Raw genomic sequence first — 12,803 nt, forward strand, 5'->3', positions numbered from 1 at the left:
GGTTTCACATATTTTGCACAGTAAATACAGGAGTGAGCCAAAAGGGATAAATATGAACCAAGCCAACTCCCCAGAACTCAGTGGGCGTCATTTTCAAAATGAGTCTATCTTTACCAATCATAATCTGGTGTTTGATCACCACGATTTAAGCGAAACTTGCCGAAATGTCGGGCAAATTTTTAAACCACATGATCTTAAAATCTCTCAGCAGAAGCGAGATTTCAGTGCAACCATGCACCATGTTAAAACAGGCGCATTGTCTATTAGTCGCTTGGAATATGGCGCAGATGTCATTATTGAACCAGATCATCTGGATAACTTTTACTTAATTCAAATTCCAACTCAAGGCTATGCAGAAATCGAGTTTGGTTCACAAAGGTTTATTTCTTATTCTCAAGTTGCATCTCTTATTTCTCCTCAGCAATCGTTACGTATGCGCTGGCACGCGAACTCACCGCAGCTCATTTTAAAAGTTTCAAAGGATGATTTTACGTATCATTGCCGTCAGCATATTGCTGATTCAGAAAATAACTTACTCGTTTTCGACCCAAAATTAGACTTTTCTACACAAAGTGGAGCCTATTTTTTACAGCTCGTTAGAACCTTGATGGATGCTTTAGCCTGTGATCAACACCCGCTTCATCATCCTTTAGCCTTTAAACAATTTGAGTCAAATTTGTTTAATGCACTTATTTATGGTCAACCCAATAATGCGTTGCATAAAATAGACCAGCATAAAGAAAAAACAGTCTCTCCTTATTTCGTAAAGCGCACAGAAGCCTATATTAAAGAACATTTACATGAGCCGCTTAATGTCGAAATTTTGGCTGAACATGCAGGCGTGAGTGTGAGAACGCTATTTACCGGTTTTAAAAATTATTTGGGGACAACCCCAATGTCTTATTTAAAAGAGTTACGCTTTGAGCAAGCCCATTTAGAGCTGATGCACAATGAAAATCTATCGGTCACAGACGTTGCATTTAAATGGGGATTTAGCCATTTAGGCCGTTTTTCTCAAGAATATAAACGCCGTTATGGTGAGTTACCTTCGTCTACTCGCCGATCTGGTCACAGTGAAGGCTTAATTACTTCAACTTTTTCTTAAACTAAAATAGATAAAAGCCTTTTATATTTTTGATATAAAAGGCTTTTTTTATGAATTAAAAATGATGGACATAACGAACTTGTAGTCGTGTTCCCTCTGGTCGATTTTCAGCATCTTGCTCAAAATAAGCATTTGCAACCAAGTGATCATTTTTAGAAAAACTATACATCGCACCCAGACCAATCGCCCAGACTTGTTCACGTCGGCCTTTGACTTTTTCACCATCAACTTCGGTGTCCGTGACTTGTTTTAGCCAATAACCATTTAGTCCTAAGCGGAACTGTTCAGTAATGGCATAGTCTGTTGCGAAGTTTGCATGAATTGCTTGCCCTGCCTGCATATCATTTGTTCCAGCAAAAGCATAGCTTGGGTCATTATTCTTAAAGTTATAGAGATAATGAATACGTGTGGAAGCGGTCCATTTGGGATTAAACCAATATGTGGCAGCCCAATAAGGATCAAATGAAACAGCATTATTACTTGGGTTAATATCTTTTTGTTGATCGTATTCGCCCGTAGGTAAATTCACCTGAAATTCAAAACGATGTACAAATTTTGGCCCTTGTGCACGCATGACTGGATCAAACTGAATAAAAGGTCCAATCATAATGTCCCCAAAGCCACTTTGGGCTTTAATGGCAGCATTATTCAAGCCATCATCCATGTCCATTTTGCTGACAAAAGGAATTAAAAAATTTATACCTAAACTGGCTTTATCTTTTACTCGGACATTTGATAAATAACTAATCTGTTCAACCAGGACTTGATAATTTAAATCTGTTTTAGGTAAACCGAGTTTTTGTCCATTGGAATCGACCAGTTTATTGCTATCGTAATTTTGAAAATAGGTTTGAGCATACCAACCGGGCCCTGCGGGTAAACCACCATCGAGAAAGCTGGTCATACCTAAGTTTACGGTCGGTAAATCATAGGCATGTGTAATCAATGGCAAACCCAACAATGTCCCTGCTAAAAATCCATGTTTAATTAAAGTGCTTTTCATCTTCTTATTTCCTATAAAAAATCACGACCGGATTGATCGTGATTATGGTGAATTAATCTGCTAATTCTGGATGCTCAGCGGCAATCCGATACTTTCCTGCGTGGAATACCAATGGTTCACCTTGGCGCTGTTGGTATTGTTCAATTTGACCAATAAAAATCAGGTGATCTCCGCCTTCATATTGATTTACATTGCGGCAAACCAAGGTTGCGAGTGCATCGGATAAAATTGGAACGCCAGCATTGCATTGTTGATGGGCAATGCCTGCAAATTTGTCTTCGGCACCTCGAGCAAAATGCCCCGAAAGCTGATGATGCTCTTGCGCCAACATGTGGATGGCAAAATATTCAGCTTCTACAAAATCAGACAAACTTGGCGCTGTTTTTGATAGACTCCACAAAATTAATGGCGGATCTAAAGACAGCGATGAAAATGAATTGGCTGTCATGCCTATCTTCCGACCATCTTTACCACGAGTTGTAATCACTGTAACGCCAGTTGCAAACTGTCCAAGTAAATTACGGATTTCTCTTGGGTTTTCAGCATTAATTGCTTGTAAAGCTAAAGTTTCAATAATGTCCATTTTTAATTCTCCCTTTGCTGTTTTGCCCTTAAGCTACTTTTGCTGCGGTTTTTGAAGCCAAGAATGCCTGAGCCTGATCTGCATCAAACCACCAAGGAGCAAATGCGCGTGGGTCATCAAAGTTATTGGCCATAATCGAAGCAATGCTCTGGTTTTGGCTTGCGGCTGCTAATAGTTCAACAACATGTGGCTGCGGTGGTACTAACAAACTATTAGTCCAAGCCACGACTTTTTCTGCATAAGCCCAATAACGTTCAAAAGTTTGAGCCATCCATTGTTCGCTAAATCTTTGATTATCATTGGCTAAAATGGCATCGAAATAGATTTTGCTACACTTAGCAGCGTTGTTTGAGCCTTGACCAGTAATTGGATCATTGACCACCAAGGCATCTGCCATACCAAAAATTTGCTTGCCAGACGGTAATGTCAAAATTGGTTTGCGTACTGTCGGCGGGAAACGCCCTGCCAAATATCCGCCTGCATCGGTTAGCTCAACATTTGTACAACGTTCATATTCCCAAGGCACAAATTTTTTGAGCAAATCCAAACTACATTGCAGATGCTGTTCAGGTGTTTTGACATCTTGCCAACAGTCCATTGGCCCATTTGGAATACCTTCAAAGACCATAATGTCGCAAGGCCCATTCACGGTAAGTGCTGGAAATGAAAAGTACTCACCGACTTCGGGAATAATGTTAAAAGTCACACGAGAGTATGGTGAAATTGGCTTCATATTTTTGACATAGGTCAAAGCCAAAGCGCGCTGAGGTTTATCAAAAACACTGCGTGCATCATCACGCTCAAACTGTTTAACAACTTCACCTTTACCAGCCGCGAGTAAGACAAGTTCGTAGTCGTTTGCGAGTTGTTCTAACTCTTCTATACCAACATCCTGAATCACCAATCGACCGCCACGGCGTTCAAATTCTTCCATCCAATATGGCATTTTGACGCGTTGATCGACTGATTGAGCGTAGCGCTCAAGACGAGCACTCCATTCAAATGCTTTACCGCCATTTTCAGGGTTAACTAAAGCTAGCCCAATGCCTTCTACTGCTGGACATTGTTCTTCCCAGAAATTTAGTCCCAAGTCACGTTCAGTTTGTAAAGCGGTATGAAACATACACTGGCTTGACATGACTTTACCTTGACGGATTTCGTCGGCAGTTCGATTGGTGATCATGGTCACGTCATAACCTGTATCTAATAACCCCAAACCAAGCTGTAAACCAGACTGTCCTGCTCCAACAATTGCAATACGGCGCATAATATTCTCCATAATTTTCTAAATGTACTTTTAAAACGCTGTGCTATTCGGCTAAGCGTGGAATAGCAGGCTGTGATCCTTCAGGGCCCATCACTGAATAGCCACCGTCGACTGCGTAATCTGCTCCGGTGACAAAGCTCGCAGCAGGTGACAATAAAAACAAAACCACGTTGGCGACTTCTTCGGGATGGCCCAATCGGCCTAGTAAGTGATAATCGGCTGCCACGCTATCGGCCTTTTCACGGTTATTACCACTGACTTCTGCAATGACTCGCGACCATGTCCAACCCGGTGAAACGGAGTTGACGCGAATACCGTCGGCAGCAAAATCCATTGCCATGCTTTGTGTGAGTTGACGTATCGCGGCTTTAGAAACCGGATATAACCAGCGCCCTGTTTGCGCCACTTTGGCCGAGATTGAAGTAAAATTAACGATTGAACCTTGTTGCTTTTTTAGGTCATGGTATAAAGCACGGCTCAGCTCAACGGTAGAGACCAAATTAAGATCGAGTGCTTGTAACCAGTCCTGACGTGAAGATTTAAAACCGTCATCTAAGTAGGTACATGCTAGATTGACCAAGTAACTCACTTCACCTAAATGTTGGTGAATATCCGCTATAGCTTGTTGAATAGCCGCATCGCTGGTTAAATCGGTTTGAATAAACATCACATCATGGTTAAAGTTTTCTGCAATTGACTTGCCTTTGGCATCAATATCTAAGATAGCGACATGAGCGCCCGCACTTACCAAAGCTTGTACAACAGCTTTACCAATCAGTGTTGCACCGCCACTCACCACAGCGACTTTTCCTTTTAAATCTATATTCATTGCAGATGCTCCTTAATTGACTGGTTTGCCTTCACTACTTGACCAAGATGGCATCAACGTATTGGAAGGAAGATCTTCATCAAGAAGTTTTCGAGCTGTCTCGACACCTGCAACTGGTAAGCCTGTTGGGTCTAATAAACCAATTTGAACAAGTACAGATGCTTGGTCCCAGTAAATATGCTCATGGCATAGCTTTGAACCTCTGAACTGAATTACACCTAACATTGGAATCTCGACATATTTACCAGTCGGTTTTACACCCGGTAATAACCAGTCAATTTCAGCGTCGTGTGTAAAGCTCATAATGAACTCGTCTACCACTTGCGTTGAGCCAACCGTACGAGAGATCGAGGTGATCTTCATATCTTTCGGGTTTTGATGGACAAAGTGATATTGATAAAAACGAGCAAGCTGGCTTTGGCCTACACCACCAGTTAAAGTTGGAATATGGTTCACATACGGTTCTGCGACCATTGTTGCCATGGTTGCTGGCACATCACGCGTATCAAACTCATGCCGAATATGCTCTTCCCATAAGGCAACTAGGTCATATTTCGGTCCAATCGTGTCATGTAGAGCTGTTACTGTACGCTCGTGGGCAAAGCGTGCTGAAGGTTTGTGGTAATGATTGCTTTTTGGTCGTGCAAAAGCATGATCAACACCTTCGTAAACATAGGCTTGTACATTTGAATATTGGTTAGCCGCATCGACAATCGCTTGTCTCACATCTGGCGGTGTAAATTGGTCTAGTTCTGCAATATGTAAAACCAAACGTCCTTTTACGTTAGCTAACTCATCTAATGCTTTTTCGATTCCTACACCGTAATAACCTACGGCACATGCCACGTCAGAAAGTCGGCAGCTTGCTAGATAAGCAAGCTTTCCACCTAAACAATAGCCCACCACGCCGAGGCCTGTAGAAGTGTCACATTCTGGTCGAGTCTTTAAAAAAGATAAGCTGTCTTGAATATCTTCAACACCGAGGTTTTCGTCATATTGCTGATAAAGTTCAAAAGCTTTTTGAAAATCTTCTGGTGTATAACTCAGTTCAATATTAGGTGCTACACGCCAAAATAAATCAGGAACTAAAACGGTATAGCCTTCTTCTGCAAGAAATTCTGCTTTTTCTCGCATGGCCGCATTCACCCCAAAGATTTCCTGACAAAGCACCACTCCAGGTCCTTTTCCTGTTTCTGGTGTCGCTAGATATGCACTGAACTGCTTTCCAGATGCTGTTTTAATTTGAACGGTTTGACCAGCCATAGTGTCAACTCCTGACATTGTTATGGCTTTATCTTCTATCCGAATTTTTTTTTAGACTGTCCAAAAGCTGCAAGCACTATCCAATCTCTGCGCAATTATCAAAATTCATCAAACTGGATAAAACTTAAAAAAACAAGAAATACCTATATTTCAAAAGTTTAAACTAAAAAATTAAATTAATGCTTTTTATTTAATTTGGAAAAAATGGATGAAGATTAGGACTTATAGGATAGTGACGATTGGCTAAAAATAGTTCAATCAAGTCATGTAATTCGTTTAATTACATAAAAAAAGCCCAGTCATTTTCTAAATTAAGGCGTTTATTTATGCATCGACCATGGCCAATTTATGGACAACAAAAAACGTTAATCCTCATCAATATTTTATGTTGTAGTGCATTTTCTACTCAGGCTTATTCAGCGGATGAAGAATGGAAATTTACATCAAAAAATGCATATATAGACAGAAACTATGACAATCCAGATGTAAAAGATACAGGTAGCTGGTCACAATCAGTTTCTCTATTTTACAACTCAAATATGCATGATACGCCGTTAGAAATTGGTGGAACCCCAATTCAAATTGGCGCAAATGCTTCAGCACAATATGCGGTTCGTTTAAGCCAAGATAAACATGTTGCAGATACGGTATTACCTTTTGATAAAGCCACGCAGTCTCAAGCACCTGATTATCTAAAATATGGCGCGACCTTAAAGCTAGGCTATAACAAGACGCTACTCAGCATTGGTGAATTATGGCTGGATTTACCCGTAACCACTGTAGATGCAAGCCGACAACTCCTGACGTCTTATTGGGGAACTAATCTTAAGAGCCAGATAAACGATAAGCTTTTTGCAGAAATTGGCCGTATTGAAAAAGTATCACCACGAAATGAAGAAGATTTCCATCGATTTTCTTTTACCTCAAAAGGCGTGACTGGCTACTCTGATGGCCTTAATTACATAGATCTTCGCTATCAATTTACGCCTACATTGAAGGGTGAATATTACTTTGGGAATATGGAGGATTTATATAACAAACATTATGTCGGCGTTGACCACCTATGGAAAAACGCTAATTTTTCAGTTAATTCAAAATTCAAATATTTCAATGCCAAAGACAATGGACACCTTTTTGACATCGACGCACAAAATGTAGGGTTACTAGAAACGCTTAAAATAAAAAATCATAGTTTTGGTGTGGGTTATCAGCAAATTATTGGTGAGTCTGCTTACCCGTTACCAGATGGTTTCTTGCCTGAAACTTATTTCATTAACTGGAATACGACTGGTTTCTTCAAACAAGATGAAAAGTCTTATCACTTCATCTATGGCTATGACTTTAAAGATTATGTGCCGGGCCTAAATATCACTTTGAAGTATGTATATGGCGATCACTTTAAGACAGTAGATGGCTTAAAAAATAAAGAAAGTGAAGCAAACGTTATTGTCAATTATGCCCTTCAACAGCCACTCCTCAAAGGTTTAGCTCTTCAATACATCTTTATCAATTACGACGTTAAGCATGGAAACGATTTCTCTGAAAACCGTTTCTTCGTCAATTACAGCAAAAAATTTTAATGAATAAGGAATACGTATGAAAACGATAGATGCAAACACGATTATCAATCGCGAAAAACTGTCTCCATTACAGTGGATGGTTTTTATCCTAGGCTTTTTTGTCTTCTTCTGTGATGGTCTAGATACAGGAATTATTGGTTTTGTTGCTCCAGCATTGCTCGATGATTGGGGAATTACCAAGCCTCAGCTTGCTCCAGTTTTAAGTGCTGCTTTAGTCGGTATGTCGATCGGTGCAATTATTTCTGGGCCTCTGTCCGATAAGTTTGGCCGCAAAGGCGTTATTGTTTTTACAAGCCTTTTATTTTCCATATTTACGATTTTGTGTGGCTTTGCCAATTCAACCCAAGACTTAATGATTTATCGCTTTATTACAGGTGTTGGTTTAGGCGCAGCCATGCCAAACATCAGTACGATTGTCTCTGAATATATGCCCGTAAAACGTAAAGCATTCCTTACAGGTCTTGCTGGCTGTGGTTTTATGCTGGGTATTTCTTGCGGCGGTGTGTTATCCGCTTATCTATTAGAAAGCTATGGCTGGGCAAAAGTGATTATTATTGGTGGAAGCATTCCCCTAATTTTAGTGGTTGCTTTATTGCTTAAATTACCTGAATCAACTCAATACTTAATTACACGTCATAAACAAGACAAAGCTCAGCGTATTTTAGAGAATATTCAAGGACATTCCTTCCAAGAGCCGGTAAAACTTGTTTTAACTCAAGCAGAAAATGCTTCAGATGAAAATCCAGTTAAAGTCGTTTTAGGTAAATACCTTTGGGGTTCAAGCATGCTTTGGCTCTGCTGCTTTACCAGTCTATTAGTGTTTTATCTTTTAACAAGCTGGATGCCAACGATTTTAAAAACAGCAGGTTTTAGTACTCAACAGTTTAGTTTAATTGCCGCGATTTTCCCTTTTGGTGGTGTAATTGGTGCAACCATTATGGGATGGTACATGGATAAGCTGAATCCAACTACAGTCATTAAATATTCATATCTCATTGCTTTTGCCCTATTCATTGTTGCAGGTCTAGTGAGCTCAAATATTTTCTTATTAGGTCTTACTATTTTCTTAATTGGTGCATTACTCGCTGGTGCACAGTCTTCATTACTGCCACTTGCAGCTATGTTCTATCCAGCAGTGTGCCGCGCGGTTGGTGTTTCATGGATGCATGGTATTGGTCGTATCGGTGCAATTTTAGGCGCTTTCTTTGGATCGCTTATTTTCACTTTTAACCTAAGCTTAAGCGGTATTTTCTTTATTCTAGCAATACCAACCTTCATCTCATTTATTGCACTTAGCCTAAAAGTAATTTATGAGAAATCTAAAAACAAACAAGTGTTAAAGCTCGAAGAAAGTCTATAAATATTAAGCGATAAATAAAAAACTGATTTAGGCAACTAAATCAGTTTTTTATTGCGAAAATTAAATATCAGAAAATTTTGCCTTTGGTCTCACTTGGATTTTCTCCAAACTCTTCACGATATTCTTGAGAAAAACGACTCAAATGGTTAAAGCCCCAGTCATAGGCAAGCTTTGAAATAGAAACCTTTCTATCTGCACCTGTGGTGCTCAGGATTTTGTAAATTTGTTGGAGACGATATTTTTTTAAATACGACATTGGGCTGGTGCCGTAGTATTGTTGAAATTCATCATACAATTTTGATTTTGAAACCCCAGCCAGACGCTGCAAGTCTTCTGCACAGATTTCTTCATGCGCATGTTCAATAATAAAATTACGAACCTTACGGATATAAGCTGGCTCATCTTGATGTGAAAGTGACTTTAAGGCTTCAGAGTAGTTGTTTTCTTGAGATAATAGTAAGGCTTTAATTACAAAATTTTCATAGTCTTCAGATAACATCTGCAAACCATAAAAATTGCTATACTGCGATTTTAGCTGTAAAAAATTCTGAATATTTTTCCACCATGCACCAATCAGTTGCTCCGAGTCCAAATGCATTTCAGGATTAAAAATAATAGGCGTTTCTATAGGTTTATTCAGTAGATCCGCAAGGACAATCTGCATACTTCGCTCAGGAATAACCACCTGAAATTTTCTGCAATCTTTATCAATAATCAAATCTTGTTGATCGTTATTTGAAACAATAAGGCCTCTGTTTTCATCAGACTGATAATGAGCACCACGAATATTGAGAGCTTGTCGACCTTGTATCGGCAAACTAATACTATATGCTTTTAAATTTGAGATGTTAATGGCAACATTTGCACCATAACTGATTGTTCCGATCGCCATTTTTTTATTGGGCAAACGCATTCCGTCATAGTGAAAATCGAGAGTGTCTTTGTAAATTGTATCTAGACGGTGTTCACCACAAATTGTGGACATCAAATTCTGCGCAAATTCAGCTTTGCGTGAATAATGATTGAGTTCCATCTGTTGGCTGAGTGATATCATATCCTTTTCACCTAGCTAAATAACTTATTGCTTAAAAAGCAACTTGTATGCCAATTAATATCCTTTAATTGACGAGTTTTCCTGAAAAATATCGAATCAAGAAAGAGAGTAAAGATTACTTTCTCATACTCTATTAAATTTTAAAAATAGAAATAAGTTAAATACCTTTAAAGTATAATTTTATACCTTAACAAACTTATTTTATTAGATTTTTTATAAGCAAATAGAGTAGATATAAATCATTATTTTGAACAATAGACTATCGTAAGTTATTTAAAATAAAAAACCGCCTATTTAAAATAAGCGGCTTTTTAAATAGTTAAATTATTGAGCGGTGTAACCACCATCCATAACAACAGCTTGGCCTGTTACCCCACCTGCTTTGCTACTCGCAAGGAAAATCGCATAGTCAGCAATTTCTTCAACAGAGAGCAAACGCTTTTGAGGAACCATTGCCAAAATCACATCTTCAAGTGCGCTGTCTAAACTTACATTACGGGTTTTAGCCAAATCTGCAATTTGCCCACGAACCAACGGTGTATCTACATAACCCGGGCATAGAGCATTTACCGTAATACCATCGCGTGCACATTCTAATGCCGCAACTTTTGTTAGGCCAATTACGCCGTGTTTAGCACTGTTATAACCTGCTTTTCCAGCGAAACCAATCAAGCCATTAATTGAGGCCATATTAATAATACGACCATATTTTTGAGCTTTCATAATTGGAAAAACATGTTTAATACCAATAAATGCCCCCGTTAACATGACTTGAACTAACTTTTGAAAAACAGCCGTTGGAAATTCTTCAATAGGCGCAACATGTTGAAAGCCAGCATTGTTAATTAAAATGTCAACCGTACCAAAGGTCTTTTGAGTCAGCTCAATTGCTTGTTTATAAGCATCTTCATCGGTCACATCACATGGTGCAGATAATGCATCAAAACCTTGTTCTTTAAGTGAGTTCGCCGTTTCTTGACACTTTTCAGCATTCATATCAGAAATAACAACTTTGGCACCTTCTTGAGCAAATTTCTTAGCAATCTCTAGACCGATACCACTTGCAGAACCTGTAATAAAAGCGACCTTACCGTCTAAAAGTTTTGTCATTTATTTACTCCTTAATACTTATAACGTGCTGATTTAAACAATACCCGTTACGGTAAAGACCGTAATGACCACAAATACCGCTAACGTTTTAATTACCGTGACTGCAAAAATATCTTTATACGACTGTTTATGGGTTAAACCTGTAACAGCGAGTAAAGTAATTACCGCGCCGTTGTGCGGGAGTGTATCCATTCCCCCCGATGCCATAGCAACTACACGGTGCATGACTTCTGGTGGAATACCCGCAGCTAAAATCGCGGCGTTATATTGTTCAGCCATCGCACTTAAAGCGATACTCATACCACCAGAAGCTGAACCGGTAATACCTGCTAAAACGGTTGTGGTCACAGCCCCATTCACTAAAGGATTTGTGAAGGTACTGCTCATTGCATGGCTAATCAGAGCAAAGCCCGGTAATGAAGCAATAATTGCCCCGAAACCATACTCAGAAGCTGTATTCATGACTGCTAAAAGTGAGCCACCAATACTGGCATTAATGCCTTCTTTGAAGTTCGTCACTACACGCTGATAATCAAATAAAATTGCGGAAATAATCCCGACAATCAGCGCAAGGCCCACCGCCCAGATCGCACCAGTTTTCGCAACATCTACGGTGTAATCCGCCAGACCCACAGTGGCAAAATCAAAGCCATTTGGGTACCACTCTTTAATTGCTTTAGACAAATATTTATTCATTACTGCAACAAGAATAAGGGGTACAAACGCTAAGAACTGACGAGCGGTACTTCCATTCTTTTGCAAGTTCATATCGGCTTCAATTTCTTGAGGCTGTGTATTGTCTGCGCCAAAACCAGAATACCCTTCGCCTGCTTTTGCAGCAGCTCGGCGACGCCATTCTAAGTAAGCCAAACCCATGCATAGAACAAAGATAGCACCGATAATTCCTAGAAATGGTGCAGCATAAATATTGGTGCCAAAGAATGTAGTTGGAATTACGTTTTGAATTTGTGGCGTACCTGGTAATGCATCCATAGTGAATGTAAATGCACCAAGCGCGATGGTTCCCGGAATTAAACGTTTTGGAATATTGGCTTGTCTAAATAGCTGGTTTGCAAAAGGATAAATGGCAAATACAGCAACAAATAAACTAACACCGCTATAGGTTAAAATTGCACCTAATAATACAACCGTTAAAATTGCTTTTTTTGCCCCAATCCATCTCACAATGGTTCGTGCAATAGATTCAGCAATTCCTGACATTTCAACGACTTTACCGAAAATTGCCCCGAGTAAAAATACAAGAAAGTAATCTTTAATAAAGTTCACCATTTTGGGCATAAATACACCCGAATAAAACGGTAAGACATTGGCTGGGTTAATGAGTAAAACAGCGAGTAAGGCACAAATTGGTGCCATGAGAATGACTGAAAAGCCCTTGTAAGCTGTATACATCAACAGCCCAAGCGAAAGTAGAATTACAAATAATTCCCACATATATTCCTTCTCCCTAAAGAATAGATATTAGGTTCAATAAAATTACCAAAAGATATTTAGGTTATCCCAAACCTATAGTGATAAAAATCACAATATCCAAGTGTGGTAATAGGTAAATGAGCTTAAAAATAAAATATCACTAAAATATTTAAAAACAATGTGATTTATTTAAATTTTAAAATATATATGCAATA

At 39.1% G+C, this 12,803-nt stretch carries 11 protein-coding genes; 3 read left to right on the forward strand and 8 right to left on the reverse strand.

The window, feature by feature from the left end; genetic code table 11:
* The first annotated feature begins 52 nt into the window (after positions 1–52).
* On the forward strand, positions 53–1,105 hold the full coding sequence (locus ACYU0V_RS09070; protein WP_461849862.1) for an AraC family transcriptional regulator: 1,053 nt from the start codon (positions 53–55) through the stop codon (positions 1,103–1,105).
* Positions 1,106–1,160: 55 nt separating this feature from the next.
* Here the strand turns inward: ACYU0V_RS09070 and ACYU0V_RS09075 are convergent, their stop codons facing one another.
* From ACYU0V_RS09075 to ACYU0V_RS09095, 5 genes are read right to left on the reverse strand one after another with little or no spacing between them, the layout of a single operon-like run.
* A complete protein-coding gene (locus tag ACYU0V_RS09075) occupies positions 1,161–2,108 on the reverse strand; it encodes a SphA family protein (RefSeq protein WP_461849864.1) in 948 nt (315 codons plus the stop codon).
* Positions 2,109–2,160: 52 nt separating this feature from the next.
* Positions 2,161–2,691 carry a flavin reductase family protein gene (locus ACYU0V_RS09080; RefSeq protein WP_461849866.1) on the reverse strand — a complete coding sequence of 177 codons (531 nt, stop codon included), beginning with the start codon at positions 2,689–2,691 and terminating at the stop codon, positions 2,161–2,163.
* 28 nt (positions 2,692–2,719) lie between these two features.
* Complete coding sequence (locus ACYU0V_RS09085) at positions 2,720–3,958, reverse strand: styrene monooxygenase/indole monooxygenase family protein (RefSeq protein ID WP_199112525.1); 1,239 nt, start codon at positions 3,956–3,958, stop codon at positions 2,720–2,722.
* A gap of 43 nt (positions 3,959–4,001) precedes the next feature.
* Positions 4,002–4,787 carry an SDR family oxidoreductase gene (locus ACYU0V_RS09090; protein WP_461849868.1) on the reverse strand — a complete coding sequence of 262 codons (786 nt, stop codon included), beginning with the start codon at positions 4,785–4,787 and terminating at the stop codon, positions 4,002–4,004.
* A gap of 12 nt (positions 4,788–4,799) precedes the next feature.
* Entirely contained in the window at positions 4,800–6,050 is a 1,251-nt protein-coding gene (locus tag ACYU0V_RS09095) for a dienelactone hydrolase family protein (RefSeq protein WP_461849870.1), read from the reverse strand.
* 326 nt (positions 6,051–6,376) lie between these two features.
* On the opposite strand from ACYU0V_RS09095, the gene ACYU0V_RS09100 reads away from it, so the two are divergent.
* Entirely contained in the window at positions 6,377–7,630 is a 1,254-nt protein-coding gene (locus ACYU0V_RS09100; RefSeq protein ID WP_461849872.1) for an OprD family outer membrane porin, read from the forward strand.
* Between the two features lie 16 nt (positions 7,631–7,646).
* Positions 7,647–8,990, forward strand: a complete 1,344-nt coding sequence (locus ACYU0V_RS09105) for an MFS transporter (protein WP_461849874.1) — start codon at positions 7,647–7,649, stop codon at positions 8,988–8,990.
* 67 nt (positions 8,991–9,057) lie between these two features.
* On the opposite strand, the gene ACYU0V_RS09110 is transcribed toward ACYU0V_RS09105, so the two are convergent.
* The 3 genes from ACYU0V_RS09110 to ACYU0V_RS09120 all read right to left on the reverse strand — a co-directional run bounded on the left by ACYU0V_RS09110 (position 9,058) and on the right by ACYU0V_RS09120 (position 12,609).
* Positions 9,058–10,044: an AraC family transcriptional regulator gene (locus ACYU0V_RS09110; protein ID WP_005076090.1), complete on the reverse strand. Its 987-nt coding sequence runs from the start codon at positions 10,042–10,044 to the stop codon at positions 9,058–9,060.
* A 324-nt stretch (positions 10,045–10,368) separates the two neighbouring features.
* Positions 10,369–11,154, reverse strand: a complete 786-nt coding sequence (locus ACYU0V_RS09115; protein WP_031960505.1) for a 3-hydroxybutyrate dehydrogenase — start codon at positions 11,152–11,154, stop codon at positions 10,369–10,371.
* A gap of 33 nt (positions 11,155–11,187) precedes the next feature.
* Entirely contained in the window at positions 11,188–12,609 is a 1,422-nt protein-coding gene (locus ACYU0V_RS09120; protein ID WP_461849876.1) for a GntP family permease, read from the reverse strand.
* Positions 12,610–12,803 lie beyond the last annotated feature (194 nt).

The organism is Acinetobacter sp. X9, assembly GCF_054889255.1.